24 protein-coding genes, 2 tRNA genes, 1 other RNA gene and 2 pseudogenes are annotated in these 23280 nt (G+C 56.9%); 19 read left to right on the top strand and 10 right to left on the bottom strand.

The window, feature by feature from the left end; genetic code table 11:
- Positions 1-71: 71 nt before the first annotated feature.
- The 7 genes from H5P30_RS20620 (at position 72) to H5P30_RS22585 (ending at position 3672) form a co-directional block, all read left to right on the top strand.
- Positions 72-758, top strand: a complete 687-nt coding sequence (locus H5P30_RS20620) for a MotA/TolQ/ExbB proton channel family protein (protein WP_185694804.1) — start codon at positions 72-74, stop codon at positions 756-758.
- A 12-nt stretch (positions 759-770) separates the two neighbouring features.
- Positions 771-1181, top strand: a complete 411-nt coding sequence (locus H5P30_RS20615) for a biopolymer transporter ExbD (protein ID WP_185694803.1) — start codon at positions 771-773, stop codon at positions 1179-1181.
- A 32-nt stretch (positions 1182-1213) separates the two neighbouring features.
- A complete protein-coding gene (locus H5P30_RS20610; protein ID WP_185694802.1) occupies positions 1214-2071 on the top strand; it encodes an energy transducer TonB in 858 nt (285 codons plus the stop codon).
- A 128-nt stretch (positions 2072-2199) separates the two neighbouring features.
- Positions 2200-2748, top strand: a complete 549-nt coding sequence (locus tag H5P30_RS20605; RefSeq protein WP_185694801.1) for a fasciclin domain-containing protein — start codon at positions 2200-2202, stop codon at positions 2746-2748.
- A gap of 122 nt (positions 2749-2870) precedes the next feature.
- Positions 2871-2945 (top strand) — tRNA-Cys (locus H5P30_RS20600).
- A 109-nt stretch (positions 2946-3054) separates the two neighbouring features.
- Positions 3055-3309, top strand: a complete 255-nt coding sequence (locus H5P30_RS22590; protein WP_185694800.1) for a GIY-YIG nuclease family protein — start codon at positions 3055-3057, stop codon at positions 3307-3309.
- A gap of 108 nt (positions 3310-3417) precedes the next feature.
- Positions 3418-3672: a GIY-YIG nuclease family protein gene (locus H5P30_RS22585; protein ID WP_185694799.1), complete on the top strand. Its 255-nt coding sequence runs from the start codon at positions 3418-3420 to the stop codon at positions 3670-3672.
- 99 nt (positions 3673-3771) lie between these two features.
- Here the strand turns inward: H5P30_RS22585 and H5P30_RS20585 are convergent, their stop codons facing one another.
- The 6 genes from H5P30_RS20585 to H5P30_RS20560 all read right to left on the bottom strand — a co-directional run bounded on the left by H5P30_RS20585 (position 3772) and on the right by H5P30_RS20560 (position 8559).
- Positions 3772-4689 carry a PulJ/GspJ family protein gene (locus H5P30_RS20585; RefSeq protein ID WP_185694798.1) on the bottom strand — a complete coding sequence of 306 codons (918 nt, stop codon included), beginning with the start codon at positions 4687-4689 and terminating at the stop codon, positions 3772-3774.
- Positions 4689-5243, bottom strand: coding sequence for a type IV pilus modification PilV family protein (locus H5P30_RS20580; protein ID WP_185694797.1), 555 nt, complete (start codon positions 5241-5243; stop codon positions 4689-4691). Before H5P30_RS20580 ends, H5P30_RS20585 begins: the two co-directional genes overlap by 1 nt.
- 36 nt (positions 5244-5279) lie before the next feature.
- Positions 5280-5945 (bottom strand): prepilin-type N-terminal cleavage/methylation domain-containing protein, encoded by a 666-nt coding sequence (locus tag H5P30_RS20575; protein WP_185694796.1) that lies wholly within the window; start codon positions 5943-5945, stop codon positions 5280-5282.
- Positions 5946-6162: 217 nt separating this feature from the next.
- A complete protein-coding gene (hpt, locus tag H5P30_RS20570; protein ID WP_185694795.1) occupies positions 6163-6714 on the bottom strand; it encodes a hypoxanthine phosphoribosyltransferase in 552 nt (183 codons plus the stop codon).
- A gap of 130 nt (positions 6715-6844) precedes the next feature.
- Positions 6845-8044, bottom strand: a complete 1200-nt coding sequence (locus H5P30_RS20565; RefSeq protein WP_185694794.1) for a nucleoside monophosphate kinase — start codon at positions 8042-8044, stop codon at positions 6845-6847.
- A gap of 182 nt (positions 8045-8226) precedes the next feature.
- Positions 8227-8559 (bottom strand): hypothetical protein, encoded by a 333-nt coding sequence (locus H5P30_RS20560; protein ID WP_185694793.1) that lies wholly within the window; start codon positions 8557-8559, stop codon positions 8227-8229.
- A gap of 158 nt (positions 8560-8717) precedes the next feature.
- Between H5P30_RS20560 and amiF the strand changes: the two are divergent.
- The 3 genes and pseudogenes from amiF to H5P30_RS20545 form a co-directional block, all read left to right on the top strand.
- Positions 8718-9044: pseudogene (amiF, locus tag H5P30_RS20555) on the top strand (formamidase); the annotation flags it as partial.
- 275 nt (positions 9045-9319) lie between these two features.
- Positions 9320-9676, top strand: coding sequence for a hypothetical protein (locus H5P30_RS21930; RefSeq protein WP_221774425.1), 357 nt, complete (start codon positions 9320-9322; stop codon positions 9674-9676).
- A gap of 119 nt (positions 9677-9795) precedes the next feature.
- Entirely contained in the window at positions 9796-10020 is a 225-nt protein-coding gene (locus H5P30_RS20545) for a type II toxin-antitoxin system PemK/MazF family toxin (RefSeq protein ID WP_185694792.1), read from the top strand.
- 389 nt (positions 10021-10409) lie between these two features.
- Here the strand turns inward: H5P30_RS20545 and H5P30_RS20540 are convergent.
- The 3 genes from H5P30_RS20540 to aroC all read right to left on the bottom strand — a co-directional run bounded on the left by H5P30_RS20540 (position 10410) and on the right by aroC (position 12499).
- A tRNA-Leu gene (locus H5P30_RS20540) sits at positions 10410-10496 on the bottom strand.
- Positions 10497-10514: 18 nt separating this feature from the next.
- Complete coding sequence (locus tag H5P30_RS20535; protein WP_185694791.1) at positions 10515-11291, bottom strand: hypothetical protein; 777 nt, start codon at positions 11289-11291, stop codon at positions 10515-10517.
- Positions 11292-11392: 101 nt separating this feature from the next.
- The gene (gene aroC, locus H5P30_RS20530; protein ID WP_185694790.1) at positions 11393-12499 is read right to left on the bottom strand and encodes a chorismate synthase; all 1107 of its coding nucleotides are present in this window, start codon (positions 12497-12499) and stop codon (positions 11393-11395) included.
- Positions 12500-12645: 146 nt separating this feature from the next.
- On the opposite strand from aroC, the gene ffs reads away from it, so the two are divergent.
- From ffs to H5P30_RS20500, 6 genes and pseudogenes are all read left to right on the top strand, one after another.
- Positions 12646-12744: signal recognition particle sRNA small type (gene ffs / locus H5P30_RS20525), an RNA gene on the top strand.
- Between the two features lie 91 nt (positions 12745-12835).
- Positions 12836-14206, top strand: a complete 1371-nt coding sequence (gene rny, locus H5P30_RS20520) for a ribonuclease Y (protein ID WP_185694789.1) — start codon at positions 12836-12838, stop codon at positions 14204-14206.
- Positions 14207-14248: 42 nt separating this feature from the next.
- The gene (locus H5P30_RS20515; protein ID WP_185694788.1) at positions 14249-14467 is read left to right on the top strand and encodes a hypothetical protein; all 219 of its coding nucleotides are present in this window, start codon (positions 14249-14251) and stop codon (positions 14465-14467) included.
- Positions 14468-14686: 219 nt separating this feature from the next.
- On the top strand, positions 14687-15643 hold the full coding sequence (locus tag H5P30_RS20510; protein WP_185694787.1) for an ABC transporter permease subunit: 957 nt from the start codon (positions 14687-14689) through the stop codon (positions 15641-15643).
- A gap of 515 nt (positions 15644-16158) precedes the next feature.
- Positions 16159-16830, top strand: a pseudogene (locus tag H5P30_RS22795) (ABC transporter permease); the annotation flags it as partial.
- Between the two features lie 153 nt (positions 16831-16983).
- Positions 16984-17844 carry a mechanosensitive ion channel family protein gene (locus H5P30_RS20500; protein WP_185694785.1) on the top strand — a complete coding sequence of 287 codons (861 nt, stop codon included), beginning with the start codon at positions 16984-16986 and terminating at the stop codon, positions 17842-17844.
- A gap of 106 nt (positions 17845-17950) precedes the next feature.
- On the opposite strand, the gene H5P30_RS20495 is transcribed toward H5P30_RS20500, so the two are convergent.
- On the bottom strand, positions 17951-18535 hold the full coding sequence (locus H5P30_RS20495) for a hypothetical protein (protein ID WP_185694784.1): 585 nt from the start codon (positions 18533-18535) through the stop codon (positions 17951-17953).
- Between the two features lie 130 nt (positions 18536-18665).
- Between H5P30_RS20495 and H5P30_RS20490 the strand changes: the two genes are divergently transcribed.
- The 3 genes from H5P30_RS20490 to H5P30_RS20480 are packed head-to-tail and all read left to right on the top strand — an operon-like array spanning position 18666 to position 23248.
- A complete protein-coding gene (locus H5P30_RS20490) occupies positions 18666-18878 on the top strand; it encodes a hypothetical protein (protein ID WP_185694783.1) in 213 nt (70 codons plus the stop codon).
- 3 nt (positions 18879-18881) lie between these two features.
- On the top strand, positions 18882-22259 hold the full coding sequence (gene mfd / locus H5P30_RS20485; protein ID WP_185694782.1) for a transcription-repair coupling factor: 3378 nt from the start codon (positions 18882-18884) through the stop codon (positions 22257-22259).
- Positions 22256-23248 (top strand): peptidylprolyl isomerase, encoded by a 993-nt coding sequence (locus tag H5P30_RS20480; RefSeq protein ID WP_185694781.1) that lies wholly within the window; start codon positions 22256-22258, stop codon positions 23246-23248. The genes mfd and H5P30_RS20480 overlap by 4 nt, the downstream gene beginning before the upstream one ends.
- The last annotated feature ends 32 nt before the right edge of the window (positions 23249-23280 follow it).

Below are 23280 nucleotides of genomic sequence, written 5' to 3'. Positions count from 1 at the left end.
TCGCTCTGTGAAGAATTTACAGTTGAGCCCGGGGCAGGCATTGCCATATCCACTCGAAGAGCCTTTCCACAATGATCGCCACTGAATTTCTCGCCGCTGCCGATCCGTCGGTCTTCACTTACTTTTTCCTTTCCAACCTAGCCGGGCAAGGGATCATCATCCTGTTGGCAATTGGGAGCGTCGTGGCCTGGACGGTCATGATCGCCAAGGGCTTCGAGTTGAACCGAATTCGCTCGGGCAATCTCCGCTTCGAACAGTCGCTCAACCGTGGACAGCCCCTCATCGATCTCGACCTGACTACCTTGCAAACGCGGAAAAACCCGTACGCCACACTGGTTGTCGCGGCGATCCAGGCATTCTACCGCTGGGATGGGGCCACCGAGAGCGAACATCCGAAGCGTATGAACCAAGTGGAGAACGCTCTCCAGCGCGTAATCGCCCGGGAGACCGTGAACTACGAAGGCAAGATGGTCATGTTGGCTACGATTGTGACTGGCGCCCCATTTCTGGGCCTCCTCGGAACCGTTTGGGGGGTCATGGACTCGTTTGGGGGCGTGGCACTGGCGGGCTCCGCCACCCTCAAGAGTTTGGCTCCAGGGGTCTCGGGCGCGCTCCTCACCACCGTCGCCGGACTCGGAGTGGCGATCCCTTCCGTTTTCGGCTACAACTATCTCCTCGCCCGGGTCCGCCGGATGACGATGGAGTTGGAAAATTTTGCAAGTTCCGTGGCCGACCGCCTCGAACTTGAATCCCGCTAAACTGAGACGACCGTGGCAAGACGCTTTCAGAGCAAGCGCGAACTCGGCGCAATGTCGGAGATCAACGTCACCCCACTGCTCGATCTCGCCTTCGCCCTTCTCATCATCTTCATCATCACCACGCCCCTGCTGGAGCAACCGGTAGAAGTTCAATTACCGAGCCTCGTCCAGTCGGAAGAGATCGTCCGCGAGGCACCTCAGGATCCGGTGCAGATCTCAATCAACAGTGAGGGCACTTACTTCTTCGGCAACGAAGCGGTCGACACAGAAGCCCTCTCGCAGATCCTCAGCGGCTACACGAACGACCGGATCTTTATCGTCCGGGGAGATCGTGAAGTGCGGTACGGCAGTGTCGCCGAGGTGCTGGACATCCTGCGCAACCTCGGACTCACGCGAGTCGTTGTTTCTTACGCAGAAGGTTGAGCCCCTCCTCAATTTTTGCTTTCTTTGCAGCAATGAGCCCGCTCTACAAAAAGGTTTTGAAATGGGTCTCCGGGACCCATGCCGGGCTACTGCTGCTTATCCTCGTGGTCTCACTAGTTTCCTGCGAAGAGGAAATCAAAGCCGTGCAAATGGCCGGGAGTCCACCGCCCCCGATGCCCCCTCCCCCGCAACAAACCATCGAGGACCAGAACCAGAAGAAAAAAATCCAAGATGAGCCGCTGGACCTCGATCTCTCGTCCTTGATCCTCATGCCCGCGGATGCCCTCAAGGCATCGAGGCCGAAAAACACTCCTCCGAAACCGCCGGAGCCCAAACCCAAGCCAAAACCGGAACCCAAGCCGAAACCGAAGCCGCCAGAACCCAAACCGGAACCCAAGCCCGAACCAAAACCCGAGCCCAAGCCCAAAAAAATTTCCTACGAGGAGTTCATCAAACAACAAGGAAAACCAGAGCCAACCCGCAAGGTTCAGCCAGCGCCCCGGCCCCGACCCGTCGACGTCCCCGATATCCGTTTTGACAGCAGCAGCCTCGACGACCTCCTCGCGAGCTCGGATCGCAGCCTTGCCGCAGGACTGAGCGCAGCAGAACAACGCGTGATCGCAACCTATGGCGAAGCACTCGTAGCCCGCCTCAACGCAGCCTGGATTCGCCCGCCCAGCCTCTCTGGACGCGAACTACGCGCCGTGGCGAGCTTCCGCGTCAACCGGGATGGGACTCTTTCCAACGCCCGCATTGTCCGCTCCTCCGGCAACTCCCTCTTCGACCAATCAGTCCTCCAAGTGTTTCGCACCGTGACCCGTGTCGACCGCCCTCCCGCTCAAGCAGTCCGGACCTACGAGATTCCCTTCCGCAACACTGTAGCCCCCTAAGCCGAACCTCGACTGACGTCCGCTCCCCTTCGCCAATTCGGGACCAGTTTAGGCTATACTCGCAGCCAGTAGATGATATTCTCTGCTGCATTCACCTCGTTCGCCGCATCTTCCAAGAATATTTTGCCATGAACCGTTGCACTGGTCTCCTCCTTGTTCCTCTGGTCATCCTTTCCCATTTTGGCGAGGCAGGGAAAGCCCCGGCTCCCGCCGACCTTACTCCTTCCGCCGAGACTCTGGACTCCGCGACCCCGATCGGATCAGGAATGATCGAGACCCTCTCAGGAACGGAGGATTTGGAGATTTTGTTTACCTTGATTAAAGCGGCCAACCTATCCGAATCCTTCAACAACGCCGACCACATCACCCTTTTCGCCCCTACGGACGCTGCCTTTATGTCCTTACCGGACGGCACGATCCGCGCCCTTCTCAAGCCACGGAACCGCGACGCTCTCGTCGCTTTGCTACTCTACCACATCGCGCCCCAAGAGGAATACGCTGAGTCGTTTCAGCTAGGCTCGCTGAAATCCATCGAAGGATCGGCAGTAACCATCAACGTGGCGGAGAATGACATCTCGATCAATGGCGCCCAGTTTATCGATGCCGGCATCGAAACCACCAACGGATTGATCCAAAAGATCGACGAAGTCCTCCTCCCGCCGGATTTTTCCTTTTAACCGACCCGTCCGGAGACCAATAGCCAAGGGGGCCCGGCGAGATTCCGTGTCGCCCATCAAACTCTCTGGGCCTTTTTTCTTGTCATTGAGGAAATTCCCGCAAGGCTCTTCTACTTTGTGACGGCGCGGTAGCCAAGTGGTAAGGCCGGGGACTGCAAATCCTCTATTCGACGGTTCGATTCCGTCCCGCGCCTCCAGCCTTCGCTAAAGCGACAGCGCAAGCGAAGGCTGCCACGCCAGAGTCCGGAAGACGGCGGCGGGCTTTCCACATCGAAATTTCAAGAGTCGCTTCAGCTACGGCTTGGCATGCCAGCTCAAAAATTCACATACGTCTATATTCTTAGGAGCGAGAACCACTCCGAGGTTCACTACACCGGATGCACCGAAGATTTACCGGCACGCCTGAACAAGCACAATCAAGGCGCAGTTCCACACACCGCAAAATTTCGGCCATGGTTCATTGAAACCGCGATCAGTTTCCGAGACCTAGCGAAAGCGAGGGCTTTTGAAAAATATTTGAAGAGCGGATCGGGCCGAGCTTTCGCCAGAAGACACTTCTGAAATTCGCTAAAGCGACAGCGCAAGCGAAGGCTGCCACGCCAGAGTCCGGAAGACGGCGGCGGGCTTTCCGCATCGAAATTTCAAGAGTGGCTTCAGCTACGGCTTGGCATGCCAGCTCCAAAATTCACATACGTCTATATTCTTAGGAGCGAGAACCACTCCGAGATTCACTACACCGGATGCACCGAAGATTTACCGGCACGCCTGAACAAGCACAATCAAGGCGCAGTTCCACACACCGCAAAATTTCGGCCATGGTTCATTGAAACCGCCATCAGTTTCCGAGACCCAGCGAAAGCGAGGACTTTTGAAAAATATTTGAAGAGCGGATCGGGCCGAGCTTTTACGAAAAATCACTTCTGAAATTCGCTAGAGCGACAGCTGCCACGAAAACCAGCCCGATGGACGGCTGGACTGACCCAACCCCGGATTACGACACCCGGATTCGGGAAATCAACCCGCTCAGAGCGGACGCGAGGGAATATTGATCATCCTGGAGAATACTGAGGAATTCTGATTAACTACTGTCCACCAATCTTGGCCAGTCAAATTACCACTACGCATTGCATCCACCAATCGGACTCCTTCCGGTGTCAATATTCTCACCATCACCTCCACCGAACGAGGATATTTCTCCGTACCCGTTCCACTAGCCAGATAGCTCGTATCCCCGGAATTCAGAGGAAAGACAAGTTCTCTCTCACGGTCCGAATTGGTGTCATACAAACGAACACCGAAATCGACTACATTGCCGGCAATAATCTGGTCGTCACCCGGGTTCAACAAAACGACTTCAGCCGTGTAATCTCCACTTCCCGGACTCAAATCGTATCCTTGATTGAATGTATCTTGAGCCCGGACCTCACCGCGATAGAGCATATACTGAATCGGAGCATCCTCCGCCGAGGTAACTCTATCCAGTTCCATCCGGTAGCCAACCGCCCGCACTCCGCCATTTGGATCACCGGAAAGGGTCGGTGCGCTCGTAAAAAACCGCAACCATACCCCACCGACTCCGAAGCGAAGATCTTCAATGGGAGTTAGTGCCCCTGCAGGATCCGCTTCTGTGGGAATTACCAAAGAAGTCCCCGCCGGCTTGGCCGAACGCCCCCATTCCTTGCCGGTCTGTGTGCCCCCCCTGATCGTCGCCGCAAGCATAACATCGCCGGTATTCCTCACCACTAGGCTTTCCAATTCTGTCGTCAGCTGGTCGAGGACGAATCCCGCCTGACTCTGAGCCGAAAGAGCTCCGCTGCTCCGGTTGTACGCAGTGAGCAAATTGCTCACCATCGTGATCATCAGTCCAACGATGATAGCAGTAACACCCGATGCGACGAGAAGTTCGATTAGGGTAAAGCCTTGGGTAGCTCGTTTTTTCATCAGAAAGGTTCTCCAACAACAATTGCGGTGAAATACTCAAAGTTTTTGCGATCCTCTGGTTGGACCGTGGATCCATCCGGCAAACGATAAGGCCAAGAGATGTCCACTTGGAACGCCACATGCGCATCCCCGTCGTTGTAATTGAGATTGCCAGTGGCAGCCGTTAATTCGATCAGAAAATAGCGCTCGTCTTCGGGAATTCCCGGAGGCGAATTGCCGTCCCGCGTGATCACCGTGCCGTCGAGAGCAGTATAACCAATCACACGCGATCCATCCATCGTCCCAAACAGCACAGTCGGAAACACACCTTTGAGAGCGGTCCCGTCCGATTTCACATCGACGAAATACTCAAAACCAATCCGGTTCAACTCCTCGCGGATCGGAGCTGGCAGACTGTTCGCAACCTTGGTATCCTGCAAATCGCGAACCTGCTGAGCGATGGGACCAAGAAGACCGATCACGGCAACAATCGTGAGGGCAAATACCCCAATGGCCAGAATGACTTCTACGAGCGAAAAGCCCGACTGCTGAGAATTGTTCGATCTATTAGACATGGAATGACAAACTACCATATTCAGCCTCCACAAAAACTAGGGCCGCACCTCAGTCGGAAAGGCGTTGGGCTCATTCAAGAGGACGAACGAACCGTAGCGGCGAACAATCGCGCCTCTCACGTTATCGTCGTTAAACGTTGGATCATCGAACCCACCAGTGGCATTCGGATTGGGCTCACCCGTACTGACCGCTAAAATGGGGGAACCTATCGGCCCGCCACTGACGTTCGCCACAGTCCCGTTGGTGTAAAACTCGATGTAAGCATATTCTTCCGTAGTGTCGGAAATATACTCCAAATTAAAACCCGTTTCCATATTCCCCCAGTCGTCGATGCGAGCGTAAACACCTTGCGGTAATGTAATCCCGTCCGTTGCTGGCCACCATTCGTCAATCTTCCCGTCCGCAGGAACGCTGGTATCGACTGCGTAAACAATTCCGGCGAAACGAAGATACCGGTCATCGTCCCCTGCACTGTCGTTATGAATGATGAGTCTAGTCGAAGCGTTCTTCAAAACCGCCACCCCGCGTGCCTGAGTCAGAAGCGAGGCGAGCTGCGATTGCGCGCCTTCGACGGCAACAGTCGGACTACCGGGCCGGAGAGCGGTGGCAAAAACACCGACAAACAGAGCCATGACACCGAGGACGACGAGGAGCTCCACCAGGGTAAAGGCAGAACGAGATGATTTCTGGGGGAAAGCCATATAGAAAAGCGTAGAATGCAAAACTAGGCATTCCTTTTCGTTCTGACAAGAGGAAAGCAGGACCAGAACTTGGCTCCCGAAACGGAACCCATCGCCCCTGAGCGAACCACCGAGTCCATCCAGAATCGCTCGAGGTTTAGAACGTTCTCATTGAAAGAGCGACAGCTTCTTCCCGGAATCGGCCGCTGGCCAAATCCAGTTTTCCTGAGGAATCGCCTCAGACGCTCTGATTCTCTTCCTTGAGAATTCCGATGCAAGGCAGGTGGCGGTACCGCTCGGCGAAATCAAGGCCGTACCCGACGACAAACTCGTCGGGAATCACGAATCCGACTAGATCCGCTTCAAACTCCACGGCCCGACGGGCCTTTTTATCCAAAAGAACACAAGTCCTGACCGAGGCCGGATTCCGTTCGAGCATCTCGTCGCGAACGGTTTTGAGAGTGTTTCCGGTATCGAGAATGTCATCGACGAGGAGAACATGCCGCCCCTCGACGTCGAGACGCACCGAGTCTAAAAGCTTGGGAGCGTGAGTCGGCCGGGTTTCATCCCCGTAGGAGGAAGCGCGGATGCAATCGAGCCGGAGCGGCAGCCGGATGCGGCGAATCAGGTCCGCCGTGAAAATCATGGCTCCGTTGATGATGGAGATGACGGTCACCTCATCGCCCGCACAGGTTTCTTCCACCTCCTGCGCCAACTGTTTTACCCGTGCCTGAATTTCCTCCGCCGAGAAAAGAACCGACTTCAAATCTTTCTGCAGATCAAACTCCATGCGACTACCCTGCCGAGGTCCCCATTGATCCGCTATAAAAAACTCGAAAAAACGCCAACTACTTTAGTCCCGCCGCGCTGACCGTCCAGTCTCAGCCACTGCCGAGCACTTCAACGAGCCATTTCCGGGGTCAGCGTCCCTTACGAATATCGGAACCGCCAAAATTGACCCGCACCCGGTAAATACGCTTCTCCTTGAGATGCACCTCTCCCGTCTCCAGATCAAATCGCACGGGCACGGATTCCTTGCGGATATCGACCACGGCGTGAAAACCGCGCTCGGAGAAGACATCGATCAACATCGCAATCGCCATATCGTTCCGATACATCTCGTTCTCGGTATTGATTAAAGCCATCCCCGAGATTGCATGGCGTTTGATAATCGGCAGGAAATACTTCTCAATATCCTCGACCACCTTCGCGAACAATTCGTTCTGTCCCTCCTCATAGGAGTCGAGACGGTCCACCAGCTCCTGCCGGGCATGAATGGCCATGCTCGAAGCAATCGGCAAACTCCCGACCCTCCGATAGGTCCCTTCATCAAGTTCCAGCGAACTCTGATAGTGAAGTTCCTCGATAATCCGGTCCTGAACCTCTTTCAGGGAACCCTGCGCATCGATATAATGATAATGGAAGACTTCCTGCAGCTCGCGAAGTGCATGATAGGTAATCTCCTTAAAAGTCCGATAACGTCCGCGCGCGGCGTCTTCATTCAAATCGGTCTTGCGAACTTCACGAACCTCACCGACTCCCGACTCACGCACTTTCTCATTGTGCACAATCGCCTGACGACCTCGGTTGAGCTGACGCTTGACGCTCTCCCCTTCGTCAATGAAGAGCACAATGATGTGGAACCGACATTTGGGAAAAGAACTCTTCGTCCCTTCGAAATGCATTTGGTGAAGAGCGTCCAGCTTTGCATAAAGCTGCTTCACACACTCGACCTGCACCTTCGTCCGCGGGAAACCGTCGACAATCGCACCGTGTTGATACTCCGGATCGAGCAGACGCCGAAGAACCAACTCGGTCACCTCGCGGTCGCCGACCAGCAGGCCAGCATCCATCCGCTTCCGGGCCTCCGGACTCTTCAACAACTGGCTCACGGTAATCGGGTCCGCAGTTAAATCCCGGGTCTCCATAATGAAACCGGTATTCGTGCCTTTACCGGCTCCCGGCGACCCGTTGAGCCAGAAAATCTCTTTCGGAAAGATCAGGTTTTCCTGCCCGATATCGTCCTCGAGCTGGGACCAGACCCGCTCGAAAATAATTTGCGGATCTTTCACCTCAAGGTCCTGAACCTGAGGGGATGCAGAGGAATTAGGAGGACTCATTACACGCAAAGTTGAGGAAAACTCCCGCCACAGGCAATGCGGAAGGGCGCATCCTTGTCAGATCTTGTCGATTTAATCGCCAATCAGCCCTCCCCGACGACGATGAGCACGCCTAATTCCAAGGGCTCTCTCCGCTTCTCAGGTGCACCAAACGCCTCGTCCCCGCAAAGGAACCCACCCTTTCAATACCGCCACTTGTCTACACCGGTGAACCAGAGGACCCAATGAATCACAAATTTCAGCGCTAGCACGATCAACGGCACGAGCAAACACAGCGCTGGCTCTTCATCTCCAATCTCGACTGCCAAAAAAGCGGCCAATAAATAGAGCCCCAGCACTACCCCGAAGAAGAGGATCACATGCTTCCACTCGACCTCCAGCCACCCCTTGGACTGCGCCCACTGGAGAATCTGAACCGGATAGCACAAAACAAATCCCAGCCCCATGAGGAGCAGAACCCAAGGATCGCCCTGCCCCGAAGATAGGTAGAGCAAATCTGAAAGGGGGATGAACATGCGAAAGTGTAGATGAAGACCCAAAATCAAGCACTGCGGCTCAAAAATCACGGCCTAAAATTAATCTTTTGACTCAATTCTGCATCGTTTGAATCCCTAAAAAACCTGAGTCTCATCGGTATCAGAGCGAAACGCTCCTACCCAGGATCAAAATTCCCTTCTTCTTTGGCGAAGGAACCGTTTGCAACTATGACGGAAACGTCTTGCAACAAGGCCACCGCAATCCGTGGGAAATCGTGACCGCGGAACTTTTCCCTAGGCTCGTGGACAAAGCACGGGAGAACTGGGCCCTCGAGAACAATATCTTCAATCTTGGATGCCGGGCCTACGTCGGCAAACCCGGAGGCGAGAAAGAGAATTATCTCACGTGGGTGAAAGATCTTGCCGAGGGCAAATACAAGCTCCCCTGGGATGACAATATCCAGATCCGTGATGGATGGAAATACTATCCGGAGGGAGTAAAACTCGGCCCCCTCCCGAAGTAATCCGGTCGGCATCTCGCTAAACCACTCAATTTTCCCTTATCTACACAGGCCTCAGGGTTTAACGCCCTGGGGCCTTTTTTTTGACTTGCCGATCCTAATGGACGGAATGAATTCCGCAACCCGAGCGAGCTTCGGCTCTTAAACAGTCCGGCAAGAGCCGTAGCGTCCCGACTACCCAGCATTCACTCACTCGTACCGTGCAGCTTATAGCAACGGTTTCATTCTTCTGAACTCGAAAGAATGATGAATGGAATCGGAGGCATTCTTTTCGATCAATGGGAAGCGCATCCGTTCACAAACGAGGAACCAACCTTCAATTCGGGTATAAATTGATCGGTCCAAACGCTACTCAGATTTCCGGTGTAGCCGGTCCGAAAGATCCACTTGCCAAAAAGCCAGCTTTGAACGAATGTTTCTGCATGAGCACCGCAGAAAAGATCGCTGCATCAGTGGGGAGTTTGGCTCCCGGCCAGCAGGCGGAGGTTCTCGAATTCGTCGAGTTTCTGAAGACTCGTGAAGAGAAGAAGGAACTGAAGGACTTTGCTGCGTTCTCTTTGGAAGGTGCCATGCGAGGGATGGAAGAAGAGGAAGACCTCTACGGCCCGGAAGACATCATCGAGCAGGCTGGATGATTTCCGAAGGCGATCTGGTCTTGGTTCGGTTTCCCCAAACCGACCTACAGCAAGGAAGGCTCCGACCCGTTCTTTTGATTCGCGAAATTCCCGGAGAATTCGACTCTTGGCTCGTGTGAATGATTAGCACCCAGATTCGGCGGCAAATCGAAGACTTGGAGATCGTTCTTCGGTCCTCGGATCCCGCCTTTTCCGCCACTGGCCTAAAAAAGGATTCTCTGATTCGATCCAGTCGCATCGCAATTGTCGATGAGGCTATTTTCGAAGGAAAGATCGGAAGCAATCCGCAAGAGCTATTCGCTGCCGTCCGCACCAAGCTTGCTGGATGGATTGCGCCTGGCTGACCTCGTTGCTGCACCTAAACAGCTTTCCTGCGGCTTCTCATGCGCACTCTCGGAAAAAGGGAGGGAGTTCCGGGGGCGATGAGTGAATGCGCGAATCGCAGTGACCGGGCGCACCGAATCAAGTTCTTTCTCAAGGAGTAAGTGAAAGTTCCGAATCGAACGTAGAACATTGGCATACCCAATTTCCAAAGGCCCTGTTTGGGGAGCGCGGTGCTTTAGCCCGCGTTTTCGATGCTCTCTCGCAATTTCGCACGCGGGCTGAAGCACCGCGCTCCTTGGAGGCTTCTCGTTGGTTGCGAACGAAATGGACGAGGTTCGGTCTCGGTCTTGCTCAAGATTTGAGGACGTGCGGACATAAAAAACCGTCCAGAGGACGGTCTTTAAAATACTGGTGCTCGAGGCGGGACTTGAACCCGCACGTCCGTTAAGACACTAGAACCTGAATCTAGCGCGTCTACCAATTCCGCCACCCGAGCGAGGAACAGAAGCGATGACTATTTCTCCGAATCCGTGGAGCCGTCAAGTGCGAATGGAAGCGGACGCACTTTTCGCTCACGCTCGCCAGCGGCGTTGCGGCGGAGGTAAGGATCACCGGCGGCTTCGGGATCGTCTTCTTCGTCCGGCGGATCGCCCTCGATTTCGTATTCTTCGCCACCGAGGCCGGAAAGGTCGTCCGGGTCGAAGACCAGAGAGAGGCGGCGTGGCTGACTATCGAAAAACCATTGCGGGTGCTTGGGGAGGTTTTTGCGAACCAGATCAAAATGGCAGGGATAGCGCAGTTTGCGATATTTCTCCTGAAAGTCGCGAACCCAAGCATCCTCGACTTCGTGACGGGCGTCGAGGAGGACGAGGTCCGAAAAATGAATGCATCCCTCAAACCAGGCCTTTGCTTCCTCCGTTTTCTCACACCATCCACAATGAACGTGGGTAACGATCCGCCCCATTTCGAAATGTTCAGCGCGAAACCCGGAGATGAGTGCATCCATGAGGTCGTCCGGGAAATCCGGACGTCCGTAAATCAGTAAATTCCCCTCTTCCTCGCTCAAGGGCTCGGAAAATTCCATCGCTCCGTCGGAGATGGTCCATTCGGCGACGGTGTAGCGGTCGGTCGCAAACGCTTCCCGGGCTTCCTCCAGCTCGTCAGCCGACACAAAAATGGTAAGGCCCTCGTCTTTGGGAAGAGCATGAGAAACGGTCTCGCGAACCAGTTTCCAGCGATCCGGATTCGGCCCCGAAAGGAGGAGATTTAACCAGAGCGGACTTTCACTCATATACAGATCGGATTTTTAACAAGAAATCGGCCCGATGAACAGGCTGGAATCGGACAAAATTGTTCGAAACAGGTGGAGAAGAATACCAACCCCTCCCGGACTCACTCTTCGGGCGCAAAGGAACCAAAAGTTGCCGTTTGGGCGTGATGACGCATGGCATGGTCTACGAGAACGAGGGCTGTCATGGCCTCAACAATGGGAACCGCCCGGGGAACCACACAGGGATCGTGACGTCCCTTGGCGGCGAGCTCGGTATCCTCCCCGCTCCGGGAGACAGTCTTTTGATTCTTGCGGACGGTTGCCGTCGGCTTGAAGGCTACGCGAAAGACGATCTCTTCCCCATTGGAGATCCCGCCCTGCACTCCGCCCGAACGGTTGCTGCTGGTGCGCACAACTCCGTCCTGCATCTCGAAGGGATCATTGTGCTCGGAGCCCTTGAGCAGGGTGCCCGAAAAACCCGAACCCACCTCAAAACCCTTGGTGGCCGGAAGGGAGAGCATGGCCTTGGCCAAATCGGCTTCCAAACGATCGAAGACAGGAGAACCCCAGCCCACGGGGAGGCCTTTGACCCGGCACTCAATCACCCCTCCGACCGAATCGCCCTTATCGCGCACCTCTTTAATGCGGGCAATCATCCGCTCGGCCGCCTCGGGATGCGGGCAGCGCACGGGGTTGGCTTCAACCGATCCGCGGGAGGGAAACGGCAAATCCGCAGGAGCGTCCACATCGTGAATCGATCGAACAAAGGCGCTGATCTGAACCCCATTGCTCAGCTGGAGGATTTTCTCCGCCACCGCACCGGCCGCGACCCGAGCGATCGTTTCACGAGCTGAGGAACGGCCCCCGCCCGCATAATCGCGAATGCCGTACTTCTCCTGATAGGTAAAATCCGCATGCGAGGGGCGAAACTTTTCCTTCATCTCGCCGTAATCCGAAGAACGCTGATCCTCATTGAAGACGGCCATCGAAATCGGGGTTCCTGTGGTTTCCCCCTCGAAAACCCCGGAAAGAATCTGCACTCCATCCTTCTCCTTGCGGGGGGTCGTGATCGAGCTCTGCCCGGGCCGACGACGGTCGAGGGCCTGCTGGATGTCGGCCTCCGACAAAGGAAGAAGCGGGGGACATCCATCAATGACGACTCCGATCCCCTTCCCATGGCTTTCACCCCAGGAAGAAATACGGAAAAGCGTGCCGAAAATACTGCTCATTCCCCCCTTCCTAGCAGCTTTCTGCATTCAGACAACCGCAACTTTTGCGGATCTACGTCGCTTCCCGGGCCGCATCAGCAGAAGTCTCGAAAAATGGAGGGGGTTTTCGGTTGCATCGAGGAGGTTTCGGGTGTTGGATTCTTTCTGGCCGGGTCCTATGCAACGCAGGACCAGTGAACCCCGCCAGGCCCGGAAGGGAGCAACGGTAGCTGATGTCCGCGTGTGCCGTAGGGTGCCTGGCCTTTTTTTTTATTTGCTTCGCAGGACTCTCCAGCCGTAAATTTTTTACACTGGATGACCGGAGGATCCACCCCACTTCCTCCCGATTCTCTCTATATGACTGAAATTTGGACCGAAGTGGGTATTGCTCTCTCGGCAGCGACATTAGCCGCCGCCGCAGTGATCATTGCCCTCAAGTATTGGCCTCCCCGGGGGGCCAAGCGGGGAAGTCACGCCCAGCAGGGACCCTCTGAGGAACTGCAAAGACGCATCGAGCGCGTCCGATCCATTCAACAAGAGACCGAAGAAACCCGGAAGGAAGCCGAGGAAAACCGTGCCAACCTCGAACAACGCCTCCTCGAAATCGCCGGGATGAGCCGCGAAGACGCCCGTGCCGAGCTCACGGCCCAGATGAAGGAGAGCTCGGAGGAGTATCTCGAAGAATTGCGCCACGATCTACTCGACGTGCCCGAGGCTCAAGTCGAGGCCCGCGCCCGCGCTGTCCTCCTCGCTGCCATGCAACGCGTCGGATCCACCCCGATGTCGGAAGAAACCTCGACGACCGTCTCCCTGCCCAACGACGACATGAAGGGACGCCTGATCGGGCGGGAAGGCCGCAACATTCGCAGCTTTGAATCCGTGACCGGGGTCTCGCTCCTGATCGACGAAACGCCGGACACGGTCCTCCTCTCGGGATTCGACCCGGTCCGCCGGGAAATCGCCCGCGTCACTTTGGAAGCCTTGATCAAAGATGGGCGAATTCATCCGGCGAGCATTGAGGAAAAACACCAAGAAGCGTTGGCCGAGATGGATAAGGCCGTTATCAGCCTCGGTGAAGAAGCGATCCGCAAACTCCGCCTCTCCTCCATCCACCCCGAGATCGTTTCCCTCCTCGGTAAACTCCACTTCCGCCACTCTTTCAGCCAGAACACTCTCGATCACAGCATCGAAGTCGCTTTTCTCTGTTCCCTGCTCGCTTCGGAAATCGGGTTCGACCCGGTTCTGGCCAAGCGCGCGGGGCTTTTCCACGACTTGGGCAAGGCGATCAGCCACGAATTTGAAGGGAGCCATGCTTCGGCCGCCGCCAAAATCCTCCGTCACCACGGCGAGCCGCCCGAAGTGATCAACGCGGTCGCCGCCAGTCATGAGGAGGTCGCCGCCGAGAGCCCCTACGCCGGACTGGTCATGCTGGCGGACAGTATTTCCGCCGCTCGCCCCGGAGCCCGCGCCGACTCGACCGAGGGCTACATCCAGCGGGTGCGTTCTTTGGAAAACCTGGCCCGCGGCTTCGAAGGCGTCAAAGATTGCTACGCCCTCCAAGCGGGCCGCGAGATCCGCGCCATCGTCGATCCGGAAAACGTACCCGACGATCAGGCCAAGCGTCTCGCCCTGCAGATTCGCCATCGCATCGAGAACGAGCTCCAGTATCCCAGCACCATCAAGGTGACCGTGATCCGGGAGTCCCGCTTCTGCGAAACCGCGAAGTGATACCGAATTTAGGAAGTTTTGATAGTTATGGCGGGATGAGAAATGAGCCTGAGCGAGGCGGCCCAATTGGAGGCGGGTCTGCGACCCGTGCCATTTGAGCTAACGCTGCTCAGGCTCATTTCCCGCCCGTCCCAGGGGGATGCGCCCAGAATCGAAGGTCGCGGCGTTGCAGGGATCGGAGCGTATCTCGATACGAATCAGATCCCTGCGCCTTGCGCTGCTTCGATTCTGCGCTGCACCATAACGGTCAAAACTTACTAAATTCGGTATAGGGTCGATCCGTCGCAACGCAATTCTCGAAGCGGAAGCGCGATAGCGATTTCGATAATCCCCCAAGGAAAGAGGCTCCTCTGCGGACTCCACTAGAAATGGCTTTCGTAATTCCTCTCCCCCAAATTCCGCTAGTTTCGCAGGCCCCCCACGCATCCTCCTTGATTTTTTCCTAGCCCAAGCGACAGAGGCGAGACAGCGTAGCGGAAAGTGCTTCGCTTCTTCGTCAGACGCCTTCTCATTTCGATCCCGATACTCTTCGCGGTCGCGACCCTGACCTTTTTTCTCGTCCGCGCCGCTCCAGGGGATCCGTTTGCCGATGAAAAGAAGATCCCCGAGTCCAGTCGGGAAGAAATCGTCGCCTTCTACGGACTCGATCTTCCGCTCTGGCATCAATACCTGCGCTTCCTCGGAAACATCGCTCGACTCGATCCCGGCTATTCCTACTCGCACCCCGGCTATTCGGTCACCGAGATCATTGGGAACCACTTCCCCATCACTCTCGCCTATGCCGTACCCGGCTTCCTCCTCGCTCTGGCCATCGGCATTCCTCTCGGATCAACTGCCGCCATCCGCCACGGCAAATTCGGCGACTGGGCAGCATCGGGCTTTGCCATGGTCGGGATCTGTCTTCCCACCTTTGTCATCGGCCCGCTCCTGGCCCTGCTCTTCGGTGGGGTCCTCGGCATCCTTCCCTCTGTCGGCTGGATGAGCGCCGCCCAGTTTACTGAAGGATTCTCACCCTGGAGTTTTGTGGTCCTCCCGGCATTGACGCTGGCCATCCTCTACGCCGCTTTTGTCACCCGCCTCTCCCGCTCGGGCCTCATTGAGACCCTCCGCAGCGACTTCATCCGCACCGCAAGGGCCAAAGGGCTCCCGGGCCGAAGAATCCTCTGGCGCCACGCTCTACCGGTGAGCCTCCTGCCGGTCATCAATTTCCTCGGACCCGCCCTCGCCGGGATGCTGACCGGATCCTTTGTTGTCGAAACCATTTTCAACATCCCGGGACTCGGCCAATTCTTTATCGAGGCCGCAATCAACCGCGACTACCCGCTCCTCCTCGGACTCGTGGTCTTCTACGCCGCCCTCATCCTCCTCCTGAATCTGCTGGTAGACCTGCTACAGGCCGCCCTCAACCCACGCATCCGGGAGACCTTGGGACAATGAAGAATTCTACCCCAGCAAATCCAGAGATCGGCATTGGTCGGCGAATCCTGCGCCACCCCCCGGCAGTCCTCTCCCTCACAGTCTTTATCCTCATTACCCTTTCCTGCTGGCTGATCCCGGCACTCGGCACCCACGACCCCAATGAGACCCGCCTCTCACTCGGGGCCACCGCCCCTCTCGCCCCCATCTACGAGCTGATCCCAACCTCCAAGAGTTCCGTAGAAGAGCGCCTCATCGACCAATCCCGGGCGACCCGCCTGATCGAGAACGGGAGAAGCTCTCTCCCGGACGAAACCGCCGTCTCTCTGCAGGCAGGCGAACCTCTGGCCTGGATCGAGGTGCCGCCAATCATTCGCACCGACGAAGGAGGGCCCGTCCGCCCTGTATGGATACACCCCTCGTCCGTCGACCCCTTTTTCGCCCAGCTCGCCTCCCGTCTTCCCGATGGGCTGGCCTCTCTCCCCGGACCTCCAGACCAATTCGTCAGCAGCTTCACCCTGCAGCCCTCTCCCCTGCGCTTTCTCGTCGGCACGGATGAACTCGGCCGCGACCTCTTCGCCCGAACCCTCGTCGGCGGACGGCTCTCCATCGCCGTGGGCATCGCCGCGACTCTCGTTTCGGTCACCATCGGAATCTTCTACGGCGGCATCGCTGGCTACGTCGGCGGAAAGGTCGACTCACTGATGATGCGCTGCGTCGACATTCTCTACGCCCTGCCGTTCCTCATCTTCGTCATCCTCCTGATGGTCGTCTTCCCCAAATCCCTCCTCCTCCTCTTTCTGGCGATCGGAGCCGTGGAGTGGCTGACCACGGCCCGCATTGTACGCGGCGAAGTCCTTTCCCTCAAAAAGTTACCCTTTGTCGACGCCGCCCGCTGCCTTGGCCTGAGCCACGGAAAAATCCTCTGCCGCCATATTCTTCCCAATACCCTTCCCCCGGTGATTGTCTACGCAACTCTCACCGTGCCCACGGTCATCCTCCTCGAATCCGTGCTCAGCTTTCTCGGCTTGGGGGTTCAGCCACCCAACAGCTCCTGGGGCGTCCTCCTCAACGAAGGAGCGGAGCGAATGCAGACCTACCCCTGGATGCTCATCTTCCCCGCGATTCTGTTCGCCCTCACCCTCCTCAGTTTGAACTTTCTGGGCGACAGCCTCCGCGATCTCCTCGATCCGAAATCCCGTCACTAAGCGGGCGATCCGGGACACCCGACCGGCAGAAAAATCTGTCTGTCTCAAAACCGTTATCCCTCGGTGGATAGGGCGAATAAGTGATTGACCTTCTGCATCCTAGGAAAAACCTATTCCGACGTTCTCAAATCACGAAACCAACACTGAAATACAATGAATCAACTTCTCTCCCTGGCGCAGATGCCGACGATGGACAACATCGACAACATGGTCGCGGAATGGGCTCTCAATCTAGCCACCGCCGCCATTATCTTTTTTGTCGGAAAGTGGCTCGCCGGTGTCGCCCGCACCGTTTTCACCAAGGTCTGCGAAAAGCGGAACATTGAGGCTTCCCTGAGCCGCTTTGCCGCCAGCGTACTATACTACCTTTTGATGGCCGTGGTCATTGTCGCCGCCCTCGGTAAGCTCGGCGTTCCCACCACCTCGGTCGTCGCCATTCTCGGTGCCGCCGGCTTGGCCGTCGGTCTCGCCCTCCAAGGCTCTCTCTCCAACTTTGCGGCTGGCGTGATGATCCTCCTCTTCCGCCCCTTCAAAACCGGTGACGTCATCGACGGCGGCGGGGTTGTCGGAGTGATCGTGGGCATCGACATGCTGACCACCGAAATGAAGAGCTTCGACGGAAAGCAAATGATCGTCCCGAATGGCAAGTTCCTCGACAGCGTCATCACCAACATCAACGCTTATCCAAGCCGCCGCGTGGACATCGAGTTCTCGATCAGCTACGACGACGACGTCGACCAAGCCCGCGAGATCATGCTCGATATGTTGAGCAAGGACGAGCGCGTCCTCGACGATCCGGCCGTGACCGTTGCCCTCATGAACTTCGGCGACAGCGCCATCGACATGGTGGCCCGCGCCTGGGTAGCCCCCTCCAACTGGTGGGGCGTCCTCTCCGAAAGTCGCGAAAAGCTCAAGAAAGCCTTCGATGCAAACGGAATCTCCATCCCGTTCCCGCAACAGGATATCCACATCATCAAGGACAATTCGGAAGAACCCGAAGAAGCCGCTTCTTAACCCTCCATTTCAAACGCGCGAATCCCAAGCGATTCGCCAGAGCCCGGACCGAGTCGATCTCGGATCTGGGCTCTTTTTTTGAGGTCCGGCGACGCTATCGAAATCGCTATCGCGCTTCCGCTCCGGAGATTGCCGGACCCCGTGCATTGTGGAGAGGAATGGCGAAAGCCATTTCTAACGGAAACCACAGGGGAGAACGCTTCCCGCCGAAGATCATCGAAATCGCTATCGCGCTTCCGCTCCAGAGATTGCCGGACACCCGTGCATTGCGTAGAGGAATGGCGAGAGCCATTTCTAGCGGAAACCACAGGGGAGAACGCTTCCCGCCGAAGATCATCGAAATCGCTATCGCGCTTCCGCTCCAGAGATTGCCGGACACCCGTGCATTGCGTACGAAGATCATCGAAATCGCTATCGCGCTTCCGCTCCAGAGATTGCCGGACACCCGTGCATTGCGTAGAGGAATGGCGAGAGCCATTTCTAGCGGAGTCCGCAGAAGAGCCTGCTTCCCGCCGAAGATCATCGAAATCGCTATCGCGCTTCCGCTCCAAAGATTGCCGGACACCGTGCATTGTGGAGAGGAATGGCGAAAGCCATTTCTAACGGAAACCACAGGGGAGAACGCTTCCCGCCGAAGATCATCGAAATCGCTATCGCGCTTCCGCTCCAAAGATTGCGGGACACCATGCATTGTGGAGAGGAATGGCGAGAGCCATTTCTAACGGAGACCGCAGGGGAGACCGCTTCCCGCCGAAGATCATCGAAATCGCTATCGCGCTTCCGCTCCAGGGATTGCCGGACCCCGTGCATTGCGTAGAGGAATGGCGAGAGCCATTTCTAACGGAGTCCGCAGAGGAGACCGCTTCCCGCCGAAGATCATCGAAATCGCTATCGCGCTTCCGCTCCAGGGATTGCCGGACACCGGATCGACCTACTTATTCGCCATTTTCACTTTGACCAAGAAGATCGGCTACTTCGCTCAGGGCGATCGATCATTTCCAGTTGCGTTTTTGGCTTCTCCCGTTCCCGCTTAGGAGATGGAGCCGGTCCATTTTCCAGGCCATCTGGATCGCTATTCCGGGGTGGTGGAATCCGCTCTGGGCTGGATGGCTGCGGACTGGCTCCGAGAACATCGGAGCACCCAGTCCTTTCTCCTCGCGCCCAAATTCCGGACCGCCCTGCAACGGGCCGTGGAAATTAGTTTTTTCCGGGATCAGCTGGGACTTTCCTTTCGGATTCTCCCCTTCCCTCCTCTCGCCAAGGAATCGGGGGCCAGCGATGGTGCCCGAGTCGAGGCGGAGTGGGATCGCGCTGCGGCTCTCGCAGCTCTCCTCGACCGGAAGAAAGGGGATAACCTCCTCTTTGTCACCACTCCCGACGCCCTGCTCGACCCAGTCATTCCCCGAAGCCAATTGCGGGCGCAGCGGCTGGCCATCCGCACGGGGGAGGAAATTCCTCCGGCCGAACTGGCCCGGAGACTTTCGGAAGAACTGGGCTACGACAACGAACCCGTCTGCGAGCGGCCCGGGGAATTTGCTGTTCGGGGGAACCTGCTGGATGTCTATCCGGTCAGCCTCGCACATCCGGTGCGCATTGATTTCTTTGGCGACGAGGTCGAGAGCATCCGCCCCTTCGATCCCACCAGTCAGCTCTCGGAGGGAAATTTACGGGAGGTCTGGATCGGACCGACACAAGGAAGTGCGGAGGGAGTCTCCGACGGAGCTCTCGCCGATTACCTCGACCGCCCGACCACTTGGATTCTGGAGGAGCCCGATACCCTTCGCCGCGAGCACCCCATACTTTTCGAAAAGCCAGAACGCCCAACCCACGGAAAGGGGAAACTGCCTGCACCGAGTTCAAGCGGAGCCCCCACTCTCGCCCGCATTTTTGAGCGACCGGGCGCGGAAAAGGATTCCGCCCTCCTCCTGTCCGAAGTCGAAACGGTGCTGCCCCTGGCTCTCGTCTCCGAAAATATTCCGCTCACGACCAAGGATCCCGAGATTCTCCGCGGCGAACTCATCCGCGGCCTCCTCGGGGCCGACCGCACCGCCCACGAGGAATCGACCCGCCTACGATTCCTCCACAAAGTCGCCCAACTCGCCTCCGAAGGCGCCAAAGTCCACCTAGTACTTCCCGGAGAGAGCGAGGAGAACCGATTCCGCGAGTGGATGGCTCAGGACGCCATCCTCCGTGACTTCGATCCTCCCATCCTCCACGGCAATCTTCGGAAAGGCGCTTGGCGGGAAACTGAAACCGGCGACGAACTCTACATCACCGACCGGGAAATCTTCGGCCGTGACCGCACTCGCCTCGAAAAGATTTCTGAACGGGCCCTGCCGACCCGCAACGCCGTCGATGGCCTTCTCGATTTTTCGGAAATGGTCGAGGGCGATCACCTCGTGCACCTCACCCACGGGATCTGTATCTTCCGCGGCATCGCCCCGAAGGAGATTGACGGGGAAACCCGCGAACTCATCACCCTCGAATTCGCCGAGGGCATTCGTATCTCGCTGCCCCTGACGGAGGCTCACCTCCTCTCCCGCTATGTCGGCCTGCGTAAGTCCACTCCCAAGCTGGGTAAGCCGGGATCGGGGATTTGGGAGAAGGCCCGCCGCTCTGCCGAGAATTCCACCCTCGACCTCGCGGCCCAGCTCCTCGAGATCCAAGCAAAGCGAGTCACCACCCCTGGCCACGCCTTCGCCGAAGACACCCCGTGGCAGACAGACTTCGAGTCCTCCTTCCCTTTTCGAGAGACTCCCGACCAGCTGGCCGCCATCCAATCCGCTAAACGCGACATGGAAAAAGATCGCCCGATGGACCGCCTGGTCTGCGGAGATGTCGGTTTCGGCAAAACCGAGGTGGCCATCCGCGCCATTTTCAAAGCGGTGATGGATGGGAAGCAAGCGGCCCTCCTCGTGCCGACCACGGTTCTGTGCCAGCAACATTTTCAGAGCTTTCGCGACCGATTCGCCGATTTCCCACTCAGTGTGGAAATGCTCAGCCGCTTCCGCACTCCAAGCGAACAGAAACGTATCCGGCAGCAATTGAAGCATGGACGCATCGACGTGGTCGTCGGAACTCACAGCTTGCTGAGTAAATCGGTAAAGTTCAAAGACCTCGGCCTTCTCGTCATCGATGAGGAGCATCGTTTCGGAGTCCGACAGAAAGAGGAGCTCAAGCGGATGCGCACCCACGTCGACGTACTCAGCATGAGTGCGACCCCGATCCCCCGCACACTCTACCTCGCCCTCGCCGGCGCCCGCGATCTGAGTGTGATCGAAACCCCACCCCGCGATCGACTTCCGGTCGAGACCATGGTGCACCCCTATTCCGAGGGTCTCATCCGTTCGGCCGTCGATCAGGAAATCAGCCGCGGCGGCCAAGTCTTTTACCTGCACAACCGGGTGAAAACGATTCGCGCCGTCGAAAAAAAACTCAGCGCTATGTTTCCGCGCCTCCGGATCGCCGTCGGGCACGGGCAGATGGAAGAAGGCGAACTTGAGCAGGTAATGACCGAGTTTGTCGCCGGACGCTACGACCTCCTCCTCTGCACCACCATTATCGAGTCCGGACTGGATATCCCGAACTGCAATACGATGATCATCGAGGGGGCCGACCGGTTTGGACTCTCCCAACTCTACCAGTTGCGAGGCCGCGTAGGACGATTCAATCGGCAAGCCTACGCCTATCTCCTCCTCCACCGCCACACCGGCGTCCTCGAATCGGCCCGCAAACGGTTGTCGGCCATCCGCCAATACAACCAGCTTGGAGCCGGCTACCGGATTGCGATGAAAGATTTGGAGCTTCGCGGAGCCGGGAATTTGATCGGCTCCGAACAGAGTGGAGAAATCGCGGGAGTCGGCTTCGACCTCTACTGCCAATTGCTCCGCCAGAGCATCGCTCGGCTCAAAGGAGAGGTCACGGCTTCCCACGTCCGGGCCGAGGTGCGGCTCGATTTCATCAACCGCGGTATGGGTGGAGTGCGGGCAAGGCCCGTCGGAGAAGCCCGGTTCGAAGTTTTCCGCAAAGAGGCCGTGGACTCTGGCCGCATCAAAACCGTGGCCGCCGAGATCCCGGGCGAGTATATTCCCGAGTCACGCATCCGCGTCGACCTCTACCGTCGCCTCGGACTCGTTTCGAACCGGGAAGAGATGGACCGGATCGAAAAGGAGATCGCCGACCGCTTCGGCAAAATGCCCGAATCCGTGAAGATTCTCCTCGCCGTCACCCGGATTCGCCTCGAAGCCGAGTATCACCAAATCGCCTCTGTCGCGACCGAAGGACCCCTTCTCCGGCTCAAAAGAACCGGGAAGGAAGGGAGCTACGTAAAAATCGGATCGCGCTTTCCCCGCTTGACCCAGAAAAAGCCCCTTTCCAGATTGGCAGAAATCACTAGGATGATTGCGCGTCTATGAACCTCCACCACCTTTTTCTTCGGCCTATCGGCCTGATTCTTTTCCTCGCAGGCTCGATTCTTTCCGCTCAGGAAAGCGTCGACCAGATGTGGGAACCCGATCGCCCCAACGCGATCGCCGCCAAGGTTGAGGGGAAAATCATCACCTTTGAGCAAGTTCGCCGCGAGATGGAGCCCCTCCTCCGGCAGGTCTCCCGCATTTCTTCAAACGAGCAGGAATACAACGCCAACCTGAACCGCCTGCAACGGGATGTGCTGCAAAACCTGATCGACCAGATTCTGATCGTGGAGAATTTCCACACCAAGGGGATGACGATTCCGAAATCCTACATTGAGGGTGAGTTCAACGATGTGATCCAAGAAGACTTCAACGGCGAACGGGACCGCTTCCTCACCTACCTGCGTAGTCAGGACCAAACGGTGCGTGATTTTCGCGATGATCTGAAAGACAAAATCATCGTGCAGGTGATGAAACAGCAGATGCGACGCAATCAGGCCGAGATCAGCCCGCAGATGATCAAAGAATTTTACGAGGAGAACCAGGCGCAATTCCAACGGGGCAAGGAGGTCAAACTCTTCCAAATCTCCCTGACTCCCAGCAGTGAGGGAGAAACGGTAGAGGAGAAGACCGCCACCGTGGAAGAAATGCTCGCCGATGGCACCTCTTTCCAAGAGGTCGCCCGGAAGATGAGCATGGACGGCCTGGCCCGCCGTGGGGGTAGCCTCGGGTGGGTTGGCAGCTCGGACCTCCGCCGCGAACTCAGTGATGTCGTTTTCGCCCTTCCGGAAGGCGCGGTCAGTGATCCGGTCTCTTTTCAGAAGAGCATTTTCTTTTTCTACGTCGAAAAGATCCGCGAGCCCGGCCCAATTCCTCTCGCAGAAGTCCGAGGCACGATTGAAGAAATGCTTTCCGACCAGATCGCTCGTGAAGCCCAGGAAAATTGGCTTCAGCGGCTTCGTGAGAAAGCCTACATCGAGTACTTCATCTGATCGGACCGACTTTCGGTCCAACCATCAGCCAG

The sequence above is a fragment of the Puniceicoccus vermicola genome (assembly GCF_014230055.1).
GTDB classification, from domain to species: Bacteria; Verrucomicrobiota; Verrucomicrobiia; order Opitutales; family Puniceicoccaceae; genus Puniceicoccus; species Puniceicoccus vermicola.
This window is presented reverse-complemented; position numbering and strand designations above follow the sequence as displayed.